Source organism: Archaeoglobus sulfaticallidus PM70-1, assembly GCF_000385565.1.
GTDB classification, from domain to species: Archaea; Halobacteriota; Archaeoglobi; order Archaeoglobales; family Archaeoglobaceae; genus Archaeoglobus_A; species Archaeoglobus_A sulfaticallidus.
Window position 1 is genome coordinate 531,071 of sequence record NC_021169.1, and the last position, 24,557, is coordinate 555,627.

General features: G+C 44.2%; 28 protein-coding genes and 1 other RNA gene. 16 read left to right on the forward strand and 13 right to left on the reverse strand.

Annotated elements, in window-relative coordinates:
• Position 1: 1 nt before the first annotated feature.
• The 5 genes from pheT (at position 2) to ASULF_RS02855 (ending at position 4,656) form a co-directional block, all read left to right on the forward strand.
• Positions 2-1,645, forward strand: a complete 1,644-nt coding sequence (pheT, locus tag ASULF_RS02835) for a phenylalanine--tRNA ligase subunit beta (RefSeq protein ID WP_015590190.1) — start codon at positions 2-4, stop codon at positions 1,643-1,645.
• Positions 1,646-1,662: 17 nt separating this feature from the next.
• Entirely contained in the window at positions 1,663-2,793 is a 1,131-nt protein-coding gene (locus ASULF_RS02840; RefSeq protein ID WP_015590191.1) for a tRNA pseudouridine(54/55) synthase Pus10, read from the forward strand.
• 103 nt (positions 2,794-2,896) lie between these two features.
• Entirely contained in the window at positions 2,897-3,181 is a 285-nt protein-coding gene (locus ASULF_RS02845) for a 50S ribosomal protein L21e (RefSeq protein WP_015590192.1), read from the forward strand.
• A gap of 10 nt (positions 3,182-3,191) precedes the next feature.
• A complete protein-coding gene (locus ASULF_RS02850) occupies positions 3,192-3,542 on the forward strand; it encodes an RNA polymerase Rpb4 family protein (protein ID WP_015590193.1) in 351 nt (116 codons plus the stop codon).
• 97 nt (positions 3,543-3,639) lie between these two features.
• The gene (locus tag ASULF_RS02855; RefSeq protein ID WP_015590194.1) at positions 3,640-4,656 is read left to right on the forward strand and encodes an LLM class flavin-dependent oxidoreductase; all 1,017 of its coding nucleotides are present in this window, start codon (positions 3,640-3,642) and stop codon (positions 4,654-4,656) included.
• A gap of 7 nt (positions 4,657-4,663) precedes the next feature.
• On the opposite strand, the gene ASULF_RS02860 is transcribed toward ASULF_RS02855, so the two are convergent.
• Together ASULF_RS02860 and ASULF_RS02865 are read right to left on the reverse strand one after the other, a co-directional pair.
• The gene (locus tag ASULF_RS02860; RefSeq protein ID WP_015590195.1) at positions 4,664-5,026 is read right to left on the reverse strand and encodes a helix-turn-helix transcriptional regulator; all 363 of its coding nucleotides are present in this window, start codon (positions 5,024-5,026) and stop codon (positions 4,664-4,666) included.
• Positions 5,027-5,040: 14 nt separating this feature from the next.
• On the reverse strand, positions 5,041-5,262 hold the full coding sequence (locus ASULF_RS02865; protein ID WP_015590196.1) for an LSM domain-containing protein: 222 nt from the start codon (positions 5,260-5,262) through the stop codon (positions 5,041-5,043).
• A 220-nt stretch (positions 5,263-5,482) separates the two neighbouring features.
• Here ASULF_RS02865 and ASULF_RS02870 point away from each other — a divergent pair, with 220 nt between their 5' ends.
• The gene (locus ASULF_RS02870; protein WP_015590197.1) at positions 5,483-6,388 is read left to right on the forward strand and encodes an NAD-dependent epimerase/dehydratase family protein; all 906 of its coding nucleotides are present in this window, start codon (positions 5,483-5,485) and stop codon (positions 6,386-6,388) included.
• A 3-nt stretch (positions 6,389-6,391) separates the two neighbouring features.
• Here the strand turns inward: ASULF_RS02870 and rnpB are convergent.
• An RNA gene (gene rnpB, locus ASULF_RS11460) (RNase P RNA component) lies at positions 6,392-6,632 on the reverse strand.
• A gap of 118 nt (positions 6,633-6,750) precedes the next feature.
• Between rnpB and ASULF_RS02875 the strand changes: the two genes are divergently transcribed.
• Positions 6,751-7,299 (forward strand): TMEM165/GDT1 family protein, encoded by a 549-nt coding sequence (locus tag ASULF_RS02875; protein WP_015590198.1) that lies wholly within the window; start codon positions 6,751-6,753, stop codon positions 7,297-7,299.
• 683 nt (positions 7,300-7,982) lie between these two features.
• Here ASULF_RS02875 and ASULF_RS02880 read toward each other — a convergent pair.
• Complete coding sequence (locus ASULF_RS02880; RefSeq protein WP_015590199.1) at positions 7,983-8,639, reverse strand: phosphoribosyltransferase; 657 nt, start codon at positions 8,637-8,639, stop codon at positions 7,983-7,985.
• A 241-nt stretch (positions 8,640-8,880) separates the two neighbouring features.
• Here ASULF_RS02880 and ASULF_RS02885 point away from each other — a divergent pair, with 241 nt between their 5' ends.
• Positions 8,881-9,264, forward strand: a complete 384-nt coding sequence (locus tag ASULF_RS02885) for a class I SAM-dependent methyltransferase (protein WP_015590200.1) — start codon at positions 8,881-8,883, stop codon at positions 9,262-9,264.
• Here the strand turns inward: ASULF_RS02885 and ASULF_RS02890 are convergent.
• Complete coding sequence (locus ASULF_RS02890; RefSeq protein ID WP_015590201.1) at positions 9,191-10,084, reverse strand: hypothetical protein; 894 nt, start codon at positions 10,082-10,084, stop codon at positions 9,191-9,193. The two genes, ASULF_RS02885 and ASULF_RS02890, sit on opposite strands and share 74 nt — an antisense overlap.
• A 198-nt stretch (positions 10,085-10,282) precedes the next feature.
• On the opposite strand from ASULF_RS02890, the gene ASULF_RS02895 reads away from it, so the two are divergent.
• Entirely contained in the window at positions 10,283-11,149 is an 867-nt protein-coding gene (locus tag ASULF_RS02895; protein ID WP_015590202.1) for a B12-binding domain-containing radical SAM protein, read from the forward strand.
• A 40-nt stretch (positions 11,150-11,189) separates the two neighbouring features.
• Here ASULF_RS02895 and ASULF_RS02900 read toward each other — a convergent pair whose 3' ends face one another.
• The gene (locus ASULF_RS02900) at positions 11,190-12,794 is read right to left on the reverse strand and encodes a glutamate synthase-related protein (protein ID WP_015590203.1); all 1,605 of its coding nucleotides are present in this window, start codon (positions 12,792-12,794) and stop codon (positions 11,190-11,192) included.
• Positions 12,795-13,041: 247 nt separating this feature from the next.
• On the opposite strand from ASULF_RS02900, the gene ASULF_RS02905 reads away from it, so the two are divergent.
• The 4 genes from ASULF_RS02905 to ASULF_RS02915 all read left to right on the forward strand — a co-directional run bounded on the left by ASULF_RS02905 (position 13,042) and on the right by ASULF_RS02915 (position 16,425).
• Positions 13,042-14,724, forward strand: a complete 1,683-nt coding sequence (locus ASULF_RS02905) for an aldehyde ferredoxin oxidoreductase family protein (protein WP_015590204.1) — start codon at positions 13,042-13,044, stop codon at positions 14,722-14,724.
• A 114-nt stretch (positions 14,725-14,838) separates the two neighbouring features.
• Positions 14,839-15,015: a hypothetical protein gene (locus ASULF_RS11870; RefSeq protein WP_015590206.1), complete on the forward strand. Its 177-nt coding sequence runs from the start codon at positions 14,839-14,841 to the stop codon at positions 15,013-15,015.
• The gene (locus ASULF_RS02910) at positions 15,012-15,320 is read left to right on the forward strand and encodes an arginase family protein (protein ID WP_015590207.1); all 309 of its coding nucleotides are present in this window, start codon (positions 15,012-15,014) and stop codon (positions 15,318-15,320) included. The genes ASULF_RS11870 and ASULF_RS02910 overlap by 4 nt, the downstream gene beginning before the upstream one ends.
• On the forward strand, positions 15,283-16,425 hold the full coding sequence (locus tag ASULF_RS02915; RefSeq protein ID WP_015590208.1) for a cofactor-independent phosphoglycerate mutase: 1,143 nt from the start codon (positions 15,283-15,285) through the stop codon (positions 16,423-16,425). The genes ASULF_RS02910 and ASULF_RS02915 overlap by 38 nt, the downstream gene beginning before the upstream one ends.
• Here the strand turns inward: ASULF_RS02915 and ASULF_RS02920 are convergent.
• From ASULF_RS02920 to ASULF_RS02945, 7 genes are all read right to left on the reverse strand, one after another.
• Complete coding sequence (locus ASULF_RS02920) at positions 16,371-17,186, reverse strand: sugar phosphate isomerase/epimerase family protein (RefSeq protein WP_015590209.1); 816 nt, start codon at positions 17,184-17,186, stop codon at positions 16,371-16,373. The two genes, ASULF_RS02915 and ASULF_RS02920, sit on opposite strands and share 55 nt — an antisense overlap.
• Positions 17,183-18,055, reverse strand: a complete 873-nt coding sequence (gene argB / locus ASULF_RS02925; protein ID WP_015590210.1) for an acetylglutamate kinase — start codon at positions 18,053-18,055, stop codon at positions 17,183-17,185. The genes ASULF_RS02920 and argB overlap by 4 nt, the downstream gene beginning before the upstream one ends.
• Before the next feature lie 98 nt (positions 18,056-18,153).
• Positions 18,154-18,456: a hypothetical protein gene (locus ASULF_RS02930; protein ID WP_015590211.1), complete on the reverse strand. Its 303-nt coding sequence runs from the start codon at positions 18,454-18,456 to the stop codon at positions 18,154-18,156.
• A 40-nt stretch (positions 18,457-18,496) separates the two neighbouring features.
• On the reverse strand, positions 18,497-18,973 hold the full coding sequence (locus tag ASULF_RS02935; RefSeq protein ID WP_015590212.1) for an MBL fold metallo-hydrolase: 477 nt from the start codon (positions 18,971-18,973) through the stop codon (positions 18,497-18,499).
• Between the two features lie 67 nt (positions 18,974-19,040).
• On the reverse strand, positions 19,041-19,781 hold the full coding sequence (locus ASULF_RS02940) for an MIP/aquaporin family protein (protein WP_015590213.1): 741 nt from the start codon (positions 19,779-19,781) through the stop codon (positions 19,041-19,043).
• Positions 19,782-19,799: 18 nt separating this feature from the next.
• On the reverse strand, positions 19,800-19,901 hold the full coding sequence (locus tag ASULF_RS11475; RefSeq protein ID WP_015590214.1) for a DUF2180 family protein: 102 nt from the start codon (positions 19,899-19,901) through the stop codon (positions 19,800-19,802).
• A 36-nt stretch (positions 19,902-19,937) separates the two neighbouring features.
• Positions 19,938-21,437 carry a DUF2193 domain-containing protein gene (locus ASULF_RS02945; protein WP_015590215.1) on the reverse strand — a complete coding sequence of 500 codons (1,500 nt, stop codon included), beginning with the start codon at positions 21,435-21,437 and terminating at the stop codon, positions 19,938-19,940.
• Positions 21,438-21,557: 120 nt separating this feature from the next.
• Between ASULF_RS02945 and ASULF_RS02950 the strand changes: the two genes are divergently transcribed.
• The 3 genes from ASULF_RS02950 (at position 21,558) to amrS (ending at position 24,557) form a co-directional block, all read left to right on the forward strand.
• The gene (locus ASULF_RS02950; protein WP_015590216.1) at positions 21,558-22,220 is read left to right on the forward strand and encodes a helix-turn-helix domain-containing protein; all 663 of its coding nucleotides are present in this window, start codon (positions 21,558-21,560) and stop codon (positions 22,218-22,220) included.
• A gap of 329 nt (positions 22,221-22,549) precedes the next feature.
• Positions 22,550-23,539, forward strand: a complete 990-nt coding sequence (locus ASULF_RS02955; protein WP_015590217.1) for an HIT family protein — start codon at positions 22,550-22,552, stop codon at positions 23,537-23,539.
• 16 nt (positions 23,540-23,555) lie between these two features.
• Entirely contained in the window at positions 23,556-24,557 is a 1,002-nt protein-coding gene (gene amrS, locus ASULF_RS02960; RefSeq protein WP_015590218.1) for an AmmeMemoRadiSam system radical SAM enzyme, read from the forward strand.

Below are 24,557 nucleotides of genomic sequence, written 5' to 3' on the forward strand. Positions count from 1 at the left end.
GATGCCAGTGGTAACGCTGTACTGGGATGAGCTGGAGAAGCTTGTTGGAGTGGACAGGGAAAGGATCCTTGAGAAGCTCCCAATGCTTGGATGTGATATCGAGAGGGTTGAGGAAGATCATTTAGATGTAGAGTTCTTCCCAAACAGGCCGGATCTGTATAGTGTGGAAGGTGTGGCAAGGGCTTTAAGAGGATTTTTCGGAATAGAGACCGGAATAAAGAGATACCAGCCCAAAAAAGGAGACTGGAAGATATTTGTTGAGGAGAGCGTGCTTGCAATAAGGCCGAGAATAGTTGGCTGCATCGTGAGAAACCTCAAGATGAGCGATGAAGTAGTTAGATCGGTAATGCAGATTCAGGAAGACCTTCACTGGACGATTGGCAGGAACAGGAGGAAAATGGCTATTGGCGTTCACGATTTAAGCAAGATCGAGTTCCCGCTGACATACAGGGCTGTTAAATCTGACTTCTCGTTTGTGCCGCTGGACTTTGATGAAACCATGACCGTGAAGGAGATTCTTGAAAAACACCCCAAGGGTATTCAGTTCAGGTTCATTCTTGAAGGAAAGGATTCCTATCCAATGATCGTTGACGCCACTGGCTCAGCGATAAGCTTTCCACCAATAATAAACGCTGAGAAGACGAGAGTCACCGAGAAAACGATGGACCTGTTCATTGATGTTACTGGATTTGATGAGAATGTCGATAAAGCCCTAAAGATAATCTCAGCGATGTTCTATGATAGAGGAGGAGAGATCGAGACAGTAGAGGTGGTGTATCCAGACAGAACAGAGATAACTCCCGATATGGGTACGCGGGAGATATTTGTTGAGAGGGATGAGGTTGTAAGCCTTCTTGGATTCGAGATCAACGATGAGGAGGTTGTTGCAGCCCTTGAGAAAATGAGATTCGGTGTTAGGCTGGGCGAGAAAGGATTCCATGTTGAGGTTCCGTGTTATAGAGCAGATATCATGCACACATGGGACATAATCGAGGACATCGCGATTGGGTACGGATACGACAGAATAATTCCTGAGTATCCGAAGACCTCAACGATAGGAAACACCCACAAATGGAATGATGTCAGGGACATGGTTAGGGAGATAATGATCGGGCTTGGCTTTACCGAGGTGATAACCTTCACGCTGAGGAGCGAGAGGGTGCAGTACGACTACATGGGAAGGACTGCGAAGCCGTGGGAGGTCTATGTTCCTGTTGAGCATCCTCTTACAGAGGAGCACAGGATAATCAGGAGCAGTATTCTGCCATCGCTGATCGAGGTTCTCTCCCTGAACAAACATCACATTATGCCTCAGAGAATATTTGAAGCTGGAGATGTGGTTGTCGCCAGGAAAAACAGGCTCAGTCTTGCTGGGGCTATAACGCACTCTAAAGCCAATTTTTCGGAGATAAGGAGTGTTGTTCAGGCAGTGATGCACGAACTCGATCTGGGATGGGAGGCAGAGGAGTCTGATGACAGAGCATTCATCGAAGGAAGGTCAGCGAGCATAGTTGTTGATGGCAAAAGCATAGGCTGCTTTGGGGAGATCAACCCGGAGGTTCTTGAAAAATTCCAGATCACAAACCCTGTTGTGGGGTTTGAGATAGATCTGTCGGCAATATTCGATGTTGGAGATCTCATCTGAACTTTTTAATTAAACTCATGACGGAAATAGAAGTTTGCGAGAAATGCAGGAGGCTAACTGGGTTTGGCAGGGTAGTTGAGCCTGAGAACTGCCTGTACTGTTCAGGAATCCTGTGGAAGCTTGATGAGCTTGCGGAGAGAATTCACTCGGATCTTATTGACTACGAGTACAGCACATTCCTCATCGGGTGCAGGGTTGAGGGGAGCCTTAAGGCGATTGAAGAGTACTTCATCGAACTTGGAATGGATGAAAAAAATGTTCTGAAAAATGAGATTAAAAGGGAGCTCGGAAGGATTTTTTCTGAGAGGTATGGCAAGAGGGTTGATTTCGAGAAGCCGGATGTTACAATAATCTTCAACCCAGAAAGGGATGAACTGAGCTACCAGATCAGACCCCTGTACATCTACGGCAGGTACAGAAAGAGGGTCAGGAACATATCGCAGACGAGATGGATATGCGGGAGATGCAGGGGAAAGGGATGCGAGGAATGCAATTTTACGGGGAAGAAGTATTACCTGTCCGTGGAGGAGATTATAGCAAATCCGGTTGTCAGCCTAGCTAAGGCGAAAAATGGAATACTCCATGGTTCTGGTAGAGAGGATGTGGATGCGAGGATGCTTGGAAATGGGAGACCATTTGTTCTTGAGGTTGTTGAGCCTAAAGTGAGGAGCATCGATCTGGAACAGGCTGAAAGGATGATCAACTCAAGCAGAATCGTTAGTGTTAGTGATCTGAAATTTACCGATGAGGAGATGATCAGGCATCTCAAGATGGGTGCTTTCAGGAAGAGATACAGGGCTAAGGTAAGGTTCGGGAGAAAAATTGAGGAACATGAGCTTGTTGCGGCATTAAACAATCTTAAAAACAGAACGATCCACCAAAGAACTCCGGAGAGAGTGTCTCATAGAAGGGCTGATCTTGTTAGAAACAGAAGGGTTCACGATTTGAAACTCCTGCATGTCAAAGACGATGTGGCAGTGATAGAGATAGAATCCGATGCCGGACTGTACATAAAGGAACTCGTGAGCGGGGATAACGGAAGAACGAGGCCAAGCCTATCTGAAATTCTTGGCATTGAGGCTAGGGTTGAAAAGCTCGATGTTCTGGATGTTTATGATCTTGAAAGTCAAAATAAACTTTCGGAATAATAAAAATTGCTCGGATCATCGGAAATCTTAAATATCCTTAAAAAGTGATTTCTGAAGTCTTCGTGAAATTTGAAATTATAACAGGATATACGGGAGGATCATTATGGGCTGGAAATCTCATGGTTTTCGATTCAAATCAGGAAGGAAGTTGAGAAAAAGAGTGAGGGAGAAGGGAATCAGGATCAGAAAGGTACTGCAGGAGTTCGAGATCGGGCAGAGAGTAAACATCGATATTGAGCCTGCGGTGCATAAAGGAATGCCGCATCCGAGGTTTCAGGGAAGAACTGGAGAGGTCATCGGAATCAGGGGCAAATGCTACCTCGTGAGAGTAAGGGATGGCGGAATGTACAAAACACTGATAGTCCGTCCCGAACACCTCAAAGCGTAAGGAGATTTTTATGACCTTTAAAGAAGTTATTGAATTTGAGTATATAACGATCTCTGAAGCTAGAGAGATAATGGAGAATATAGCGAAAAAAAGGCAGGAGAAGGCAGAACTGTTGTTTGAAACAAGGAGGGCATTAAAGAACCTCCGAAGTTTCTCCAAACTTCCTGTGGATAAGGCGAAAGAGCTCGTAAACGAACTTGAAGGTCTTTCATTCATAAGCAGGAAAGACCTTGCGGTTAAGATAGCTGACATAATGCCGAGAATACCGGATGAGGTTAGGACGATCTTTGCAAAAGAGAGGTTCACCCTAACTCCTGAGCAGATAAAGGAGATTCTCGATACAGTTGATAGGTACAGATAACTTTTCTCTCTAATTTTGGTGGCTGATTGTTTTTGCGCTCACATTCCACAAGATTTCATCGAGCAATACTTAAATAATTAAAAATTTAATTCAGAACATGCTCAAAATAGGAATACAGCTACCTCACGATCCCCACGAGCTTATAATCAAGTCTGCTGTGTTTGCGGATAGGAATGGCTTCGATTCTGTATTCACTCCAGATCACCTCGTTGGAATTGGCATAAAAAACTGGAGTTCCTACGAGGCTTTTACCCTCCTTGGAGTGCTGGCAAAATTAACTACCAAAGTTAAGCTTGGAACATGTGTCAGCGATGTTATAAGGAGACATCCAGCTGTACTGGCTCAGTTTGCAGTAACGCTGCATGATTTTTCCTCAGGAAGAGCAGTACTCGGACTGGGGGCAGGAGAGGGAATGAATCTTGTGCCCTACGGTATGGATAACAGCTATCTGGCATCAAAGCTTGAAGAAGGCGTGAGGATAGTTAGGGGACTTATGGAGAATGAAAAATTAACCTTCAAGGGCAGGTTCTTTGAAGTTGATAATGCGTTCATAATGCCGAGGAGGAAGGTTCCAATATGGATTGCTGGAAACTCTCCGAGAACGATGGAAATCACAGCCAAATACGCAGATGGATGGATACCTACTGCTGGAATGGGCGCTAAAAGGTATGGAGAACATCTCAGGAGAATAAGGAATCTTGCAGAAAAGTTTGGTAGGAGGATAGAGGCTGGAGTTTTTGGTTATGTTGTTGTAGATAACGATTACGAGAGTGCGGTAAGAAGAATAGAGCTTCCAGCAAAGCTACTCTCGATAATGTCGCCTGCGAGAAAGCAGTTCCTGAAGGAGGAAATAGATGTTCCAGATCTGTTGAGCTTTACATTCGATGAAGATACTGTTAAAAAGGCTCTGGAGATAGCGAGTAAAATAGACTTCGATGAGGTAAAGCACAGGTTCATTTTTGGAACTCCTGAGGATGTTATAGAAAAACTGGATGAGTTCAGAAAAGCTGGAGCCGAGCACTTCGTTTTAACACCGCTTGTAAGGGATAGGGAGTACATACCAACAATCAAGCTGATTGCAGAAAAGGTTCTCGGATACTTCAGGGAATCCTGATCTCTTCTTAATCTCTCATTCTTCTCAAGAACCATACCTCAATTTTGATGCACTTTTCAGCCTCACAGTCTGTAATTTTACAACCGTAGCATGGTGGAAGACCTGTGAGGTCTTCCATTCTCTCCATTATTTCCTGGAGGCTTAACTCTTCCTCCTTTTCCTCTTCTATTTCAGCTCCAGCTGGGATTATTTTAAAAGTTTTAACGCCATCTACAACTACTTCGACTCTTCGGATAATATCCTCTTTTTCAAGTTTTCTTAATATTCTTGAACATTTACTGCTGTCTATTTTTAATTCCTTCCACAAATCTTTCTGCAGGATAGAACCTTTTTTTTCCAGAATCTGTATTATCTCATCCCTTGTGTCCATCCCCAATTTCTCCTTTACTCGTAGGGCTGAATCAGAATGACATTGTTGCCCCTGAGCACTATGTGTCCGAGATTTCTTACCTTCTCATCGTTCTTGTATTCAACGGCATTGCTCAGATGCAGGTTCATGTAGTCATCCACGCTTTCGAGAATCCCCACGAGATCACTCTCTTCGCCCTTCATCTCCACCTTAATCATCTTTCCGATTAGTGTTTTCACCATCTGGTTTGGAAGCATTGAACCACCTCTTCATACAATCCTTTCTAATCTGGATTTTATCATCCAAATATTTTAGTGTTATGGTGTTTTTTCTTTAATTCTCAAACTTAGGGAATCTGCGTCGCAAATGTGAAATATTCAAACAGAATTTCAATAATTAACCAAAACTAAACTCTGTTTGGATGGATATAGAAAAGGGATAGAAAAGGGTATATAACCTCAATAGTTATGGAAGAGTATGAAAGCTTTGGTTACAGGTGGTGCCGGCTTCATAGGAAGCCATGTTGTTGACAGGCTAGTAGATATGGGTTACGATGTGGTTGTAATTGATAATCTCTCTTCTGGAAAGAAAGAATATCTGAACGATTCAGCAGAATTCATTCATGCTGATCTGTCAAGAGAGGTTCCTGAAATAAAGGTTGACGAGGTGTGGCACATCGCTGCCAACCCTGATGTAAGAATTGGGAGCGAATCTCCTGCAGAGATATATGACAACAACATTCTCGCAACATTCAATCTCCTCGAGATGATGAGGAAAGTTGGAAACGACAGGATAATCTTCACATCCACATCCACCGTCTATGGGGAGGCTGAAGTTATTCCCACTCCTGAGGATTACCCAACCGTTCCCATTTCCATATATGGAGCATCGAAACTCGCATGTGAGGCTTTGATAACTTCTTACTGTCATACCTTCGGGATGAAAAGCTGGATATACAGATTTGCGAATGTCATTGGTAGGAGAAGCAATCATGGTGTGATATATGACTTCATCATGAAGCTTAAAAAGAACAGGAATGAGCTTGAAATTCTGGGTAATGGTGAGCAGAACAAGTCGTACATATACATAGACGACTGCATCTCTGCAATGTTCTGGGGGTTGAAGAGCGATGAAGCTGTTAACATATTCAACATAGGGAGCGATGATCAGATAATGGTAAAGAAAATAGCGGAGATAGTCAGCGAGGAGATGGGCTTGAGTCCGAGATTTGTGTTTACTGGCGGAAGAAGAGGATGGAAGGGAGATGTTCCTATAATGCTGCTCTCGAATGAGAAGCTCAAGAAACTCGGCTGGATGCCGAAGTATAGTTCTGAGGAGGCTGTTAGGAAGGCGGTCAGAGATTTGCTCGACGATCTGAGTTGAGGGGAGAGGTAGTAGTAAGCCCCCTTCTGTTCAAAACGGCATTAATCTAAGCGCATACGCTTGCACCAGCGGGGACGGCCGTTTCATCCCGCATGGGTGACCTCTGCATTTGCTTCATCGCATTTCCCCATGCGGGTATCGTTTCTGTGCCGTTGCCATGCCTCTCGGCATACTCCCTTGCGGGAGTCCGCCTTTTTACGGTGGGGGGACTTTCCTCCTCACGGTCAGCCGTTCACTACCTCTCCCTTAAAAAATGGTTGCTGAATGTTAAAAAGGTTTTCCGGTATTGGTCAGTAAGGATCATGAGCTTTAATTCTTATCGTGAGCAAGATTTTTAAAAGTTTTCAAAGGCACTTTTCAGCATGCTGATTGACATAATTATACCCTTTATCACAATCGCTCTGGCAGAACTGGGTGATAAGACCCAGCTATCCCTCTTACTTTTATCAACCAAAACAAAAAAGCGTTTGCAGTTGTTTTTTGGGGCTATGACTGGATTTCTTATCGTTGACGGTTCAGCAATTCTGCTGGGCTCGTGGATATCCGAAATCGTTCCAGAGGATTATCTCAAGATTTTTTCGAGCGCCGTATTCATTCTGGCAGGGATTTTTGTGTTGAAGTCTGGAGAGGATGGTGGTGGAAAGCTGGGGTTTGAGAACCCGGCATTATCTGCTTTCATTCTGATTTTTGCCACTGAGTGGGGAGATAAAACCCAGATAGCCTCTGCATTGTTTGCTACGAGGTATGATCTTCTGTTTGTTTTCTTTAGCGTTATGCTCGCTTTAGCTGTTCTGTCTATCTTGGCAATATATCTTGGAGAATTGATTTCTGAAAGGCTGGACAGGAAAAAGGTTTCAAGGGTGGCAGGGGTTGTTTTCATTGTGATTGGTGTATCATTTGCTTTGGTCTGATCGTGGAACTGGAGTTTTTTGAGTTTATAACTTCATAGTTGAATACGCTCCATTGTAGCCATGCTCTTGCGGGTTCTTCTTCCTGAACTTAGGTGGGTTTTTAACCCGTTCAGATCACGAGATAACTTCAAAGATGTTTTTAGTTTCACAGATATTTCCAAGCTTCTGACGCGCTGGATTTGGTTATTTAGTTTTCTAGCTTCTTCCTTTTTCTGATTGTCTATCGAGATTTACAGAAAGTCGCTAAGAAAGCTCAAGGATTTAACCGTGAGATACACTAGGGTGGGAGGGTGGTTGGTGGAGAATTAAGTTTAATTACCTTGCATTCGAACTAAATTGAATACCCGTCGTCCGACAGGAGGATGGGGAACGGGGTGCTGGCACACCCCCTTGCTTCTAGGGCAGACGACTGGCTGAAGGGTAAAAACCCGAATGCAGGCTGGATGGGGATGAGAGCCTTAGAAGCAAGAATTCTCCCGGCTTTAGCCGTGCGGAGTATCAACTCGAGAAATTCGATATTTTAAATCTTCATATTTTATCGAATGTTGCTATTTTTGAATTCCGTAATGCTTGCATGTTACAGCAATTATTTGCTTTTTCCATCTACAAGCCGACCAAAACAGATGAATCACAAAGACCAGCCTATCCTGATGGTTAAAATCAGACTAAGATAGGATTGAAAGCTAATCCTGCGGATCAAAATTTCTAAGACATTCAAGCATTTCCTCTTCGCTAACATCATGCCATTCTTCATAGGCATCTGCAACGGCGTAAGGATAGATATCTCTGAGATTCAAAACGAAAACGCCATCGCACTTTTTTTCAACCAAATCAACCGCAGAAGTTGAAGCTGTCGGAACTACCACATATATTTCCCTGTAGAACCTTTTTGCTGCTTTTATTGCAGTAATCATCGTAAATCCCGAAGCAAGCCCATCATCAACTATAGCTGCGCTGTTAGCACTTTCATACTTTAAAAACTTTTCCGGAATTATTTTCAGCCTTCTCTCTATTTTCTCCTTTGTTTTCTCAATTTGCAGTCTTATTGTTTCTTCATCAAGTCCTGAAGCCAAACGCTCATTTATTTCCACATCACCAAACATGCTAATTGCCCCAAAACCCGCCTCTGTAGTATATGGCAAGAGAATTTTGGAAACTGGAAGAACCCTCAAAGGCATTTTCTTTACTCTTGCCACTTCAACTGCTATAGGCACTCCTCCTGCTGGAATTGCTATTACAACATCAAAATCAGGGATAAATGATGCAAGCTTCTTTCCAGCATCTTCTCTATCTTTGAACACATGAAATCTGTTGTAGAGTTTCTTATCATGTCTGATCATAAATAACCCTCATAATTTTTTTGTGCAAATCCTTTATTACCTTTTTCCTGTCTTCCACTAGTACAACATCTTCCTCACCCATCACATACAGATTAAAGGCAAATGGAATTGGATAGGGGACTCTGGCTACTCGAACTCATTTTGAAAGATAATCTAAAGCGTTCTAAATGTCCATCGCATCCTTCATGATCTCTCTGTAGGTTTCCTTAAAACCAGAAATTTTTCTCCGAAATGTTTCTCTATGAGTCTGAGCAAAGCGGACGGAAGATATTTGTCATTCAAAAATGATGTTTTCGATTATGTATATATCATCCCCACACTGTGCTTTGCGGAAGAGCCGGAAAAGATCATTAAAGAGGCAAGAAGAGCTTTAAAGAAAAATGGAAAGCTCGTTCTCGGCATAATAACTTCAGACTCAGAACTTGGAAAGGAATACATTGAGAAAGGGAAGAGGGGGCAAGTCTTCTATTCCAGTGCAAAATTCTACTTGAGGGACTCGAGATTGAAGGTATGCGGATTTAAAATATGGCAGGGATTTTCTCTGCAATCTCTCATCTATAACTCCACAGATACCTTGAGAATCTTTCAGCATGCTTTACAACATACTCTGGAGCTAAGCCTTTGAGCCACTCCACAATACCGTCATCGTAAATCATGTTCTCATTCATTGGAATGCTGACGCCGTCTGGCTCGAAGTCTTTCATATGCAGACACCCAAGCGGTACCCTTGCAAGCTTACCACTTGGAGTTTGGGATGGGTCGATGACTATGCTGTCTTTTTTCTTCTCATGCCCGCCTGTCACCTTAAAACCGACTTTTTCTTTAACCGCCCTAACCCACGCATCAGTCCAGGATTTAAATAGGGTTTCTCTGTGATACTGTATTTTCTCCTCATAGAACTCAGGTGGCTGGGGTTTGGTAAGGAACATGTAGAGGTGGAAGCTTGAACCGGTCCAGTAAACAGCGAGGGATTTTATAAGATCATTCATTTCATCATCCTGCTCTTTATGCTCTTCTACTATCTCCAGCAACAGTCTTGTAACTTCCAGCGATTTCTCTGCTTCAAGATTCGTTCTGTCTATGTCTATAAAAACCCTCTCGATTTCCCTTCCTTCGCCTTCTCCATTTGTTGCGTAGAAAAACTCCGAATATTTCCTCGGAGCGAAGTACTTCCAGAGCAGAATCTGACGCTCATCAAGCCTACTCCTGACATCATTCAGATGGTGTTTAGCCCTGATCCTTAAAAAGTCCTGGTCAATGTAATCAAAATCGTTTATCCAGAGTGGTCCGAGCTTTCCAGCCCTGTTTAAGAAGAACGGAATCTTAGCTTTTACCCACGTTTTGCTGGCTATCTCCTTTCCTTTCAGAAAATCTTTCAGATGTTTTGCAACTCCACTATATAAACCCAGAACATCGAGTTCACCAAAAGGCCTCAAAAGGTTCATAACAACATCTGGATTTTATCTTTTAAAGCTGTTTTTCAGTTAAGGCTTAGAAGAATTTAAATAATATTTTTGGTAAAAGAACTCAACGCGCAGTATTTCCAACTCAGTGCATTTTAAAAATTTGATCGACTTCGAGAATTAGAACTGACTTCCATAATTACAGTCAATTTTTTATCCCCCGTCAGCATAGCATCTCTAATGAGATATGAAGAACCAGTATTCAGACCACCGAGTGAGGCTCATAGCCTCATAATTCAGGCAACCATAGGCTGCTCGCATAATGCATGCACATTCTGCGGAATGTATAAGGGCAAAAGATTCAGGATAAGGGATATCGAAGAGGTAAAAGAGGATATTCTCATGTCCAAGGACTACTATGGCAGTGTCAGGAGGATATTTCTGGCTGATGGAAACGCTTTAGCCATGCCAACCGAAGACCTTTTGGAAATCCTTAATTTCGCCTATACGGTTTATCCGGAGCTTGAAAGAGTTAGCGCTTATGCGGGCCCCAAGGATTTGCTTGAGAAGAGCGATGAAGAGTTGAGACTGCTTTATGAAAACGGCCTTAAACTTCTGTACCTGGGTGTTGAAACGGGAGATGATGAACTTTTAAGGGAAATAAGGAAGGGTGTTAATGCGGATGAGATGGTCGAAGCTGGGCTGAAGGCTGTAAGAAATGGTATAACTCTATCTGTTACCGTTTTAATCGGGTTAGGGGGTAAGGAAGGCTCGTATCGGCACGCAAAGGAAACTGCGAAAGTGATAAACAGAATGAAGCCTCACTACACAGCAGCATTAACGCTGATGCTTGTTCCCGGGACACCCCTGTACAAAAAAGCAAAAATGGGACTGTTCCACCCTCTGGGGAAGCTCGAAACTCTTCAGGAACTCAGGTGGCTTATAGAGGATATAAACTGTAAAACGGTATTCAGGAGTAATCATGCATCCAACTATCTGCCGATAAGGGGGGATCTGCCAGAGGACAAGGAAGAAATCCTCAAGCTAATCGATTACTCGATGAAGAATCCAAGAATTCTCAGGCCAGAGTTTCTCAGAGGGCTGTAAAGGAACAAAAATAAAAGGTTATATGAATCGCTAGAGAGTACTAACTCAGAATGCTCTCGAATATGTCTGAATCCACCTCATGCACCATTGGGATTCCGGTCACCTGCGAGGCTAGAGGCGTTAAGGCAGAAAGATCATCTCTGCTTATCAGATCAATCTTGAATTTTCTCGCTCCAGCGAGCAGTTGCTTTAGCCCATCTTTAATTCTTTCTAAATATGTATATAGGGCTACAGCTGTCCAGGGGATCTCCCTGCCAACCGCATCTCCATATTCCGCTCTTAATTCATCTGTCAGAATGAAGAACTTTTCGGGTTTGTCTCCAAACCTTCTTACGAACTCCTTGGGAAGCTCTCCTTTTTCAGCCAGTTCACAGAAGTAAGATGCTTTCATGACTGCTGTGAGTGGGGATCTTCCTGTGGTTATTGTCCTGACTAACGGCCCATCACCGAAATTGCTCATTGCTATAGCCTTGAAAATCTGTGTCTCGTTGATAAACGCACCCGCCATGCTTATATCCGGGACATATTTGCCATGCTCTCTGAGTATCCTTGCAGCTTTCAGAATAAGGCTCTCGAGATAGATTGTTGGAACTCCCATCTCGTTCATCATTGGAACTGGAGACATCCCGGTCCCCCCTCCTGCCCCGTCGAAAGTTATGTAGTCCACTTTAGCTTCTGAAGCAACCTTCATTGTCCATGCGACATCTGCGGGACGGTAAGCTCCGGTTTTTATTGTGACAACTTTTGCACCCATTTCCCTCAACTTTTCGACATCCTCAATAACACTTGTTTTTATTGGAGAGCCAACCCTGCTGTGCCTCTCAAAGGTCTTAAACAATCCCTTCTTGAAGGCCTGCTGAACATCAGGGTCTTCTGGATCGGGTATTATCAGATAACCCCTCCTTTTGAGTTCTAAGGCCCTCTCCAGTGAGTTTATTCTTATCTCGCCGCCAATAGCTTTCGCACCCTGACCCCATTTTCTTTCAACAATGTTCACTTCAAGTTTCGAGATAACATATTCATCAACACCGATTCTCTGATCCTCAATGTTTGTCTGGACTGCTATGTCACCATATTTGCCATCCCAGAATTCTTTGAATAGCTTTACCCTTCTTTCCATCTCTGGAGATCTAACAACCCTACCGTTTGAGAATTCTGATGCTGGATCAACACCACAAACATTCTCTCCAACTATTAATATTGCTCCTGCCAGAGCAGCTCCAACTGCTAAACCATCCCAGTACTTTCTCGCAATGTCTGTGGAGCCATATGCTCCCATCGCTATTGGAACCTTTACTCTAACACCTCCAATGCTCGTCTCAACACTAGCATTCGGAAACAGCATTTTATCTGGGTCCGGATCAACACCCTCAACACCTACAAGCCTTGATAGTATGTTAAAGTGTGACCAGTCGAGGCCATAGTCTTTCAGAGACGATGCAGTGCTATCCCCAAAATATGCTGGATCCGGGTACAGTACTTCTCTACCTCTGAATGCTGAGAGGCCTATCTCGCAGAGGGACGGACAGTCCCTTATGCAGAGCGGACACATACCGCTCTGCGGGTTTACATCTCTAACCCTCGTTCTGGTGCTAGTGGTTGACATTGCGTTCAGGTATGACGAGTTCCTAAGCACACGCTCCATACTAATTCACCTCCTCGAATACATATGAAATAATATTAAACTAATATTTTAATTTTTTCATGATTTATGATTTAATTAGCGAATTTACCTTGAAAATTTTTGGATATTATTCAGAAATGTGGGATGCGAACAACTTTTGAAAAACCTGACAAGTAGTTAGACAATAACTATCCTGGGTATAAATTCAATTAAACTAAGAACGAAGAATTTAAATATTTTTTAGATATAATATGAACAGGTGTTGTAAATGAACATTGCCAGAATAAACCTGTCCAAGGGGACCATAACAGTATCTAAGATTCCATCTGATTTAAAACCGTACATCGGCGGAAAGGGAATCGCAACCAAACTCCTTTTCGGTATACTACCGAAAGTAGATCCGTTCCATCCTGATAACGCAATAATTTTTGGAATCGGCCCAGTGAACGGGATAAGGCTTTCAGGAGCATCAAGAGTAACGGCAGTCTTCAAATCCCCTCTGACGTTCGGTTATGGTGAATCACAGTGTGGTGGGTATCTGGCCTACGAGATGAAAAAGGCCGGGATTGACTTTCTCTATATCACTGGAAAAGCTAGAAAGCCCGTTTATATCTCTGTTGAGGATCGGAACATTGAGATTAAGGATGCAAGCCATCTGTGGGGGAAAGACAGCTACGAAACCGAGGAAATTCTTGAAAAGGAGGAAGGAGGAGAGATCCTCAGCATAGGACAGGCTGGTGAAAATCTTGTCAGATTCGCATGTATAAACCACAGGAAAGGGAGACAGTTTGGCAGAGGTGGGGCTGGAGCTGTAATGGGTTCAAAGATGCTGAAAGCAATAGTTGTCAAAGGGAGCGGAGAGGTTGAAGTGGCAGATTCAGACAGGCTGAGGGAGTTCAGGAAGTGGATGCTCGAGAATGTTGTCAGCAAGCTAGAGGGTATGAAGAGGTATGGTACACTAGGAATTGCGAATCTAACGAATGAAGCCGGAGTACTGCCCACTAAATACTGGGAAAGAGGGAGCTTTGAAGAACTGGAAAAAATAAACGCCGAGGCTTTTGATAGATATACCGAAAAAAGCACGGCATGCTATGGATGTGCTGTATCCTGCGGGAAAATAAGGAAAGCTGGTGATGTGGAGGTGGAAGGTCCGGAGTATGAGACCCTCTACGCTTTTGGACCTTTATGTTATAACAGCGATGCTGAATCAATTTTTAGAGCCAACGATCTCTGCGACAGATACGGCATGGACACGATAAGTGCTGGAAATGTCGTGGCGTTCTACATGGCCTGCAGTGAGAGAGGAGAGGTTGATGAAAGGGTTGATTTTGGAGATAGCAATGCTATTCTGGAGTTATTAAAAAAGATAGCCTTCAGACAGGATATAGGGGATATCCTTGCTGAAGGGTCAAAGATAGCATCTGAAAGGATGGGTGTGAGCGTTGAGGCTGTACATGTTAAGGGCCTGGAGCCTCCCGGCTATGACCCGCGAGGGCTATATAGTATGGCTCTGGCCTATGTAACCTCTCATAGGGGAGCGTGCCACATGAGGAGCTGTGCGTACAGGCCGAATTTAACCGGGGCGGTGGATAGATTTTCTGTCGATAAGCAAGCCGAACTCGTTAAGGATCTGGAAGATTTCTATTGCGTTGTTGACTCGTTTGTATTCTGCAGATTTCTTTGTTTGCCTGTTATTGGTATGTACTGGCAGGATATAGCGAGGCTTTACGAGATTGTCACAGGCAATAGCGTCTCGGTTGAGGATCTGAAAAAAGCTGGAGAGAGTATATGGAACCTGACAAGAGAGTTCAACCTGCGTGAAGGCGTTGTTGATGAGAATCTGCCTTCAACATTTTTCAGACCAGTAAAACACTATGATAGAGAGCTGGTTGTTAGAAAAGAGGATTTTGATAGGATGGTTGAAAAGTATAGGAGTTTGAGGGGGTTGTAGAATGAAACCAAATGTCGTCACAGAAATTCCCGGTCCAAAATCGAGGGAACTTTTTGAATTGAGGAAAAACGGGTCTGGACATGGCAATGTTCGCCAACTCTGAAGCTGTAGAAGATGCCGTTAAAATCGCAAGGTACTACACAAAGAGACTTCCCACACATTGGAGGGGTGGGTGGAACCTGCGGGGGCAATCCGCTGGTATATGCTGCAGCACTGGAGTCGATAGAGGTGGTAAAGGATAGTCTGGACAACGCAATCAAGGTTGGTGAGATAAATTATGAGCAGATGTGAAGAGCTTCAGGAGACCACCAAAAGAATTTTTTGAGGTTTTGACGAAGCTTAGCAAGCTAAAGGTGGTTGGGGCCGATCTGGTGGAGATCTGTCCATCATGTGACTACAGTGATATGACCTCCTTGTTAGGGGCGAAGATAGTCAGGGAGCTGATTGTGGGTGTTTTTTTAAACATTCTTGAACTCTTAACATTCTTAAGCATTAGCCCCCAACCACACAACTCCCACTTCAACAAACTTTATTTAGCACGCTGCAATCTCGAGAATGATGAAATACCTGCTTTTGATTCCAGACGGAATGGCTGACTGGGAAGTTAAAGAACTCGGAAAAAAGACACCTCTTGAGGTTGCCGACACACCCAATATTAACTATCTCGCCAAGGAAGGTGCATGCGGCATAACGAAAACGATCCCGGATGGATTTGAGCCTGGAAGTGATATTGCAAATCTAACAATTCTTGGGGTTGATGTCAGGAAATACTATACTGGCAGAGGGCCGATCGAGGCTTTAGCCAGAGATATATTCGGTGACATGGTGTTCAGATGCAATCTGGTTTATGTGAAAGATGATACGATGATCGACTACAGCGGGAGGAGGGTTGATGATCACGAAGCTCTCAGGATAATAAAGCACCTCAACAAAAACAGGGAGCTGGACTTCATAGAATTCCATGCGGGAAGGAGCTACAGAAACCTCATGACGGTCAATGGGATTAAAGAGGAGGTTAAAACCACACCACCTCACGACATTCAGGGAAAGAGGATAGATCCATACATGCCAAAAGGCGGGAAGCTGGCTAAGATTCTTGCAGACATCATGGAATGGTCTAAAGCTGTTCTGAGCGATCTGGATGTTGGGCCAAACATGGTGTGGCTCTGGGGCGGAGGAGAGATGCCGAGTTTTCCGAAGCTGAAAGATAGAATTGGCAAAACTGGTGTCATGATCTCCGAGGTGGATTTGCTCATAGGCATTGGCAAGGGACTTGGCATGGAAGCTGTTGAAGTGGAGGGAGCAACCGGCTACATCGACACGAATTATAAGGGCTTGGCAAAGTCGGCGATAAGATCTCTCAAGAGAGAAGATTTCGTTGTTCTGCACACTGAGGGCATAGATGAAATAGGTCATGAAGGGGACGTAGAAAAGAAGGTTGAAGCCATAACTCTGTACGATGAAAAAATTGTGGGCTACATACTGGACCACATCGATCATGAGGAGACGAGGATAATGCTCCTGCCAGACCATCCAACTCCAGTTAGGCTGAAAACTCATACTGCTGAAGAGGTGCCGTTCCTGATATATGGGTGGAGAAGAGATGATGTCAGGAACTTCACAGAGAAGAAATGCAGAAAAGGCTTCTATGGGTTTGTTGAAGGGCTGGATCTACTGAATCTGTTTGTGTTCAATAAATAGCCCAGCTTTTCAAGATATTCTTTTGACTTTAGTATTGCCTTTTCATCTCTGAGTTCCAGTGTCATGTAGCCGTCATATCTTTCGAGAGGGATTGCATCCAACCTGACATTTCCCTTTCCAAGGGGTAAATGGGAATCGTAATCCCCGTTGTTGTCATGCAGGTGTATGTTTCTCACTCTATCAAAATTCTCGATGAATATCTGATGGCTTGACTTGACATTCCAGTGGCCGATATCAAATGTCAGGCTCAGATCAGTCTTTTCAAGCAAAACTTCTATCGCCGATCTCATCGCATAATCGATCTCTATCGTATTCTCTAACGCGAGAATGCTTGAGTCTATTTTTCTCAAAAATTTCAGCATCTCTCCTGTCAGAACCCGGTAGTTATGCTCTGAATACCATTCCTTCTTGTAAACGAATCCACCTGCAGTTATGAGCCCTGGATTCCATCCGATATGGAAGGTTATGAGTTCCGATTCGGTTTTGTATGCGAAGCTGATTGTTTTCTCAAGCTCTCTATAGCTCGCAGCCCTCATCTGACTGCTGATGGATATGAAATTCGTTGCTGTAGCAGAGGCATGAATTAGGACATCCAGATCATAGCTACCCTTGAGTTCGAGAATTTCGGCGTAGTTTAGCTTTTCGTGATGGTACCACGGATGATCCATCAGGATCTCTATGTGGCTGAATCCTTGCCTGCTTGTGAACTCGAAGGCTTTCTTCAGAGAGTGGTTGACATCGGGCTGTGCACCGAGCCTCACCTGATCACCATCGTTCCTATGCCTTTTTTCGTGAAGAGTTCGATTAGAATTGAGTGCTCTCTAGATCCGTCTATTATGTGTGCCTTCTCAACGCCATTCTTCACAGCATATATCACGGACTCGACTTTCGGAATCATCCCACCCTTTATCTTGTTTTCTTTCAGCATCTCCTCCAACTCGGAAACCCTGATGGTAGATATCAGAGAGTTTCTGTCATTTGGATCCCTGAGCAGTCCAGGAACATCTGTGAGCATTATGAGCTTTTTAGCCTTCACTGCTCCGGCTATATGTCCGGCAACGACATCAGCGTTCAGGTTGAAGACATTTCCCTCTTTATCTGCCGCTATGGGTGATATGACGGGTATGAACTTGTTGTTTACGAGAACCTCCAGGATATCCGGGTTGATAACCTCTGACTCTCCAACGAATCCAAGATCGAGTTCTATCTCCTCATCACCGACCTTCTTCTTTACAGTCTTCTTTCTCGCTACAACGAGCAAACCATCTTTGGCTGAGATACCCACAGCCTTTCCACCATGCTTTATAAAGGTGGAAACTATCTTGGAGTTAATCTTGCCATCGAGCACCATTTCAACGATCTCAAGTGTTTCCCTGTCTGTAACTCTAAGCCCATCTATGAACTTCGGTTTCAGACCGAATTTCTCCATCTTCTCCGAGATTTCTGGCCCGCCACCATGGATGACTATTGGCTTTATCCCAACAAAGTAAAGAAGCAGAATATCTCTGATCGTTTTCTCCATAACAGCCTCATTAACCATTGCATGCCCGCCAAGCTTGATTACCATTCTTGAATCGTGAAAGTCCTTGATGTATGGAAGAGCTTCAACCAGAACCTCTACATTTTGCATGGAGTATGGTTCTTAAATGAATTGAAATACTTTTCTTTCATGCTTGATCGCAAGCGATTTTGTGAAGTTTTGAGAGACCTTTTTTAGTACTAACTAATTCAGAATTCTATGGCGCTCCCCATTACTCTCTTCCTTAGAACCTTTGCGGTGGCTTTCATTGTTATCTCCGGATAATACTTTATTTCGTCTCTGAAAACCAGGATTACAAGCTCTTCATCACTGATGTCATCCCTCTTGAGCCTGTTGTAGAGCTGGATAGTCTCGGAGAGATTTTCTGAGATGGAATCATCACAAGCTTTTCCGGTGAAATAGACATTGTAGGAGAGATAAGAATGTATGGTTTTAGCCCCTGAACTCGTTTTTATGCTCTTAACATAATCCTTGAAGTTGTAGGAGAACATCGGAAGTATTTCGCCTTATGAAAAAGCAAACCCCAGTGAATCATTCACAAAAAACAGCATTTTCCCTTCTCGGATAGACTGATATGCAGTCTTTTGAGTGGCTCGGAGTTTCCATTATCTCCAGCTCGCCAACCTGACCCCTTTCAGTCACCTCCAAATCTACGCTGACATTGAGCTCATCCACGCCCTCCTTTTTGTAGTAGTTTCTGCAAAGCTCTGCATCATCCGCCCCACAGGAATTGATCACCTTCTCTTTCCCTGCCAGTTCAGCCACTGCTGGATGAGCGGCGATTTTCACATCTAGATAAACTTCTAAGATTGCCACTCCACCAACATGGTCGAAGTGTCCGTGAGATACTATCACATAGTCAGGTTCCACATCAAGCTCTTCAAGGAGTCTTTCCGCAGAACAGCTTAAATCAGATTCAAAAATTACAACTTCTTCACCCTTAACCACATAGTAGTCTACCAGCCCAACCTTGTATAGAGCGATGCTCTTAGTCAGCTCAATAAACATCTATCAGGCATCTTCAGTGCTCTTTCTAATAAAAAAATGTGATGGTTTGCTCTTGAGACTTGAAGCCCTATTCCTTGGCAAGGTAATCGTATAGAAAAGCTGCAAGAACTGCTCCAACAATGGGGCCAATGACGTAAATCGGGAAGAAGCTCCAGAGATTTATGCCACCAAGCAGAAAATCGCCAAGATAGGGGCCAAAGGTTCTGGCAGGGTTCAGTGATGAACCAGAGATGTTGCCGATTGTTATGATAATTCCTGCGACAGTCAGACCGATTATCAGACCTGCAAACTGCTGCGGAGCCCTTGAATCTACGGCTATACCCATAATGACAAACATCAACAGAAAAGTTCCGATGATTTCTGCAAGCATCGCCTGTCCATAGCTTATTCCTGGAAACGGTGCTGTTGCTCCAAGCCCACCAATTGTAACTGCATCCATTCCTGCAACTGCAGCGAAAGCTAGGCTGCCTAAAGCTGCTCCCACAAGCTGTGCCAGAATATAGGGCAGAACCTCGTTGGTTGGAAACCTCTTGGTTGCCCACAGGGCAATTGTTACTGCAGGGTTGATGTGGCATCCTGAAATCTTCCCAACGGCATAAATTGCCGCTGTTATTGCAAATGCGAAGGCCAAACCAATTGCAAGCCAGTCTCCCAACCCTCCGAGAACTCCAATACCTATGTTGAAGTCATTGGGCTTTGCCGCTCCACTTGCAATCATCAGCGTTATTGCTGCTGCCCCAGGACCAAAGAAGACTAAAATAAATGTCCCGACCAGCTCTGCCAAGCTCCTTCGTACTAAGTCTGTCATCTCTACCCCTCCATGGGCTCATGACAGATGACGCACACGATTCTTGGAATCCCCCATGCCGCAAACGATGTAGATGGCATCAGTGTTTTTTCCCTGCTCCTTGCAAATGTAGCACTTCATAATCGTTCACCCCGTTTAAAAAAGAAAAATTGGGAGTTAAACTGCCTCTTTCCACTGGCAGTAGTCGTGTCTCACATCGATGAGGGCCGCTGTGGCGCAGTCCTTGCAGACTCTGGCCGGAGCACCTGGAGTCTCCTTGTGCAGAGCAATCACGTTTGTGACCATTGTTGCTGTAACAGGCTCGCTGGTAAGCAGGCACGGATAGTCTGCCAGCCTCATCAGGGCTGAGAATCTGACAGATATTGCACAGCCCGGATAAGCATAGCGCTGCGGGTTCATGAGTACTTCATTCTCGTGTATCGGTGAGAGGTCCACATCAAAGCCACCCACTTTGGGCACAAGCTTATCAGCAGAGCCGTTCTTGTTTCTTCTGGCCTTATCCAAGTACTTCCACCCTCTGTAAATCATGTCCATGAAATCGTGGTTGTGGAGTTCTGCTGCACCGCCTCTCGTCGGATAGAGCTGGACATAGTTGTGGAATCTCTTTGTCAGCAGATCCACAATCATTGGTGCTGTAAAGCCGTCAAGTTCCAGGATGTATTCTGTTGCCACTGCTGATGCTCCTGTCGCCAGCGACAGCGGTTGATACTCGTTCTTGAAACCATCAATGGCATTTCTCAGCGTTGAGTCCATAACCTCTGTGACAGCTTCAATTACTGCCATTATTACATCATCTTTGCACATGTTGAAGGTTGACTGGGCTATGTGGTGGGCTATGTCTCCAACACAGTATGCGGGAACAGTTACGATGTTGCCATAATGTACGCCATCGTCAATTGCCTCCTTGACTGCCCCTTCCATCCTCTTTCTGTACCTGCTCATGTATTCTCTCACATCGAAAGACGTGTGGCCCAGCTCGTCCATCAGCTTTGCTTGTCCTTCTGTGGGCTGGTCATAGATGAACTGCAGCATCTCAACTTCCTTCTTCACAGCCTCGTTCAGCGTTGCGCCCTTCTCAATTTCATTTGCAAAGACCTCTCCAATTCCGTAGGAAGTGTTCATACCCCATGACTTTGCTGCAAGAATTGCTTGTTTGTGGTGTTCGGGGATGTCAAGGGTTTTCAGAATTCTGTTCACCACATTGCTTGTGCTTCCCGGTACCAAAGCGAAATCAACAACACATGTTGGTCCGTAAAATCCGCCGTATCTCCTGACGCATTCTAGCCCTATTAGGGCTTCACTCTTTCCAATAGCCTCAATAAATGCTTCCATACTCTTCCTGAAGCTCTCGTCCTCGTCATACAGAATCTCCAGAATTGCTGGAGTCTGGTAATGCTCAACAAACGGATCGTCCTCAGGTCTGACGGTCTTGGTCAGGCTCTTCAAAATTTCAAAGTGGGCATTTACTGAATCTACATGCAGTCTGAAAACAGCCTTGCTCTGGTTCCCAACTGCTTTCATTTTGTTTGCAGCCTCTACGTAGGCTTTCACGTCATCTATTACAAACTCTCCTCCTCTCTTCTCCTTAACGGTTTTAACATCGGCCCACTGGGCCGCCATGGCTTCTTCAACCATTTTCTCAAAAACCTCTTTCATATCCAATCACCGTATTTTAATTCGATGCTTTCAAGAAATACACTTTGGCAGACATGTTTCAGCTAAAAAAGTAGACATGTCCAAGATCAACTATTAATAGTTTAAAGTGGACATATCCATATGTACGTTGCAAAAGTTAGGGTGAGTCAGCACACATGCTCGCTGGCCGTCGCGACGCAGGACGGCAGAATGAGCATTGATTTGCTTGAATACATCATTCTCAACGACGAGGATGCTCTTTTTCTTGCAAGGATAACCAGACTCGATGGAGACCCTAAAAAATATTTCGATATTATCGAGAACCATAAAAGTACCCGTTTTCTCCAGATACTTGAAAAAACATCCACCACACTAGATTTTCTCGCAGTCATCAGGGATGTGAGTGGAATAAAAGCCTTTGAAGAAGCTTATTGCTTCATAAAACCACCGATAAAGGTGGAAAATGGAGGTAAGATATACACAGTCTTTGCACCCAACCTTACAATGCTGAAGCAGGCTTATGATCGCTTAAAGAAGATAGGGAACTGGAGGGTTGAAGAGGTCAAAAAGATTATGGACAGCAAACCTCTTTTGACAAGAAGCCAGATGAGGGTTGTAAAGACAGCGTGTGAAATGGGCTATTTTTCTCCAAAAAGGAAGGCTACAATCAAGGATATTGCAGATGCAATGGGAATCGCAAAGAGCACCGCCCACAAACACCTTCATGAGGCAATCTGCAAGATAGTGGAGCATTATGTGGAGAGCGGGAAGAAACTTGAAGACATTGAAAACTTCTTCGTATGAAGGCTTGGAGGTAAAGGTTTATCTATGTTCATAGTCATTAATACATGAGCCCCGGTCGTGGGGAGAAAGCTAGGCTTGCGATTAAGCCCTCTGCAGAATGGGGTTACACCATGTCGTTAGGCTCCTGGTGAGTAGGAGTAAAGACTCCAGCCATGACCTCCCTTGATCTACGGGCCAGATGCATATCAATTATATCAATTAGATTGGGAATTGATGTTAGGTATGTGGAACAAACAATTTTTTTATTTATTACCAAGGCAGTGCGATAGCTAAACGAGTAAAATTCTGAAAAACCAAAGCTTTAAATTTTAGCTAAATTGATAAGAAATATGGAGTTTCGAAAAGAAGTGGAGGTTGCCAAAGTACTGCTGAATGATAAGGTGGAGGAAACGGTTGTGGAGATAAGGTACGATCCATTGACGCTACAGACATCGAGGGTGATAAAGAAAACTCCACCATTTGTCGTTACGCATGGTTTTGAGGAAGAGGTAGAGAGCACGAAAAGCTGGTGTCCCTTCTGTCCTGAGAGAATTGAATCCATGGTCGCAAGAGACCCTGAACTCCTCAATGGTGAATTGCTGAAAAGGAATGAGGCTGTTCTCTTCTCGAATATAGTGCCGTATTCCAGATACTCGTTCGTTATCAGGCTGACTGAAGCCCATTATCTCGACATATCAGAATTCAAAAAGGAGCATTTTGAGGATGCTTTTTATCTGATTAAAGAGGTACTCTCAAAGCTTGGGGATGGGAAGTACTACATCAGCATCGGTATGAACTACCTGAAACCCGCTGGGAGCAGCATAATGCACCCACATATCCAGACGCTCGTATCTGAAACCTCTACAGACTACTTCGCAAGGATGGACTGGAGTGCTTTGGAGTTTTATGAGGAGAATAATACTGATTACTGGCTTGCTTTACTGCAGAAAGAGAAAGAGCTTGGAGAGAGGTTTGCCGGAGAGACCAAGAAAACTGGATGGATCTCCGCATTCTCACCGAAAGGGTTCTACCACTTCATAGGAATTCCTGAGGAAAGGGAATTCTTTGAAATGTCTGGGGAGCAGATTTCTGGAATCTGCGATGGGATCATCAGGATACTGAAATTCTACAAGTCGAAGGGGCTGAACTCCTTCAATATATCGATGTTTCTTGCTGACAGACTCGGAGAACATTTCAGAACGAACATAAACATCGTCGCCAGAACACCTTTCGATAAGTACTACTGGTGTGATGTTTACTTCCCGAAGATGTTCCACGATGAGAGCATAAGCTACTTGATTCCAGAAGAGTACGCGAAAGAGCTTTCCGAATTCATGTAGTATGCTGGTGTGAAACATGATTGTAGAGTCTAAGCTTTACAAAAAGGAAGAGAAGTGGGTAACTTGTCTCACATGTATGCACAGGTGCAGGATTAAGGATGGTGAGTGGGGCAGGTGCAGGGTTAGAAAGAACGAAGATGGCATCCTGAGGGTTTACAATTACGGCCAAACATCTGCGATAGCCCTTGACCCTATCGAGAAAAAACCCCTTCACAACTTCAAGCCGGCGAGCAAAGTTTTATCATTTGGTTCAGTTAGCTGCAACTTCAGATGTCCACACTGCCAGAACTATGAAATCGCCTTCTCCGATCTAACCTACCCGTACCTGAGAGAACTCAGCCCGGAAGATGTTCTGGAAATGGCTCTGACAAGAAAGGCGGATGGCATCGCATGGACATACAACGAGCCAGCGATATGGCATGAGTTCGCTCTGGACTCGAGTGAACTTGTCAAGCGAGAGGGGCTGTTTGTTGTGTATGTCAGCAACGGATACATGAGCAGGGAGAGCATAGATCAGTTTGAGGGAATACTCGATGCGGTAAATGTTGATGTCAAGGCCTTCAACGAAAACTTCTACAAAAAACTCTGCAAGGCGAGATTTGAGAGGGTTCTTGAGTGTGTCGCCTACCTGGTCGAGAAGAAGATATTCGTTGAGCTGACATATCTGATAATTCCCGGAGAGAACGATAACGAGGATGAGCTGAAAAGATTCTCTGAATGGGTTTACGAGCTTGATGCGGGAATTCCTGTACACTTTTCGAGGTTCCATCCGGACTTTCAGATTCTTGATAAGCCTGCAACATCAATCCAGACTCTTGAGAGGGCTTACAGGATTGCTAAGGATGCGGGCCTGGAGTATGTGTATCTGGGAAATGTCTGGGGACACAAATACGAAAGCACATACTGTCCGAGATGTGGTTATCCTGTAATACAGCGACAAGGGTTCTATATCGAGAAAATCGATCTTGATGACAGTAAGTGTCCCAAATGTGGTTATGAACAGAACATAATCGTTTGA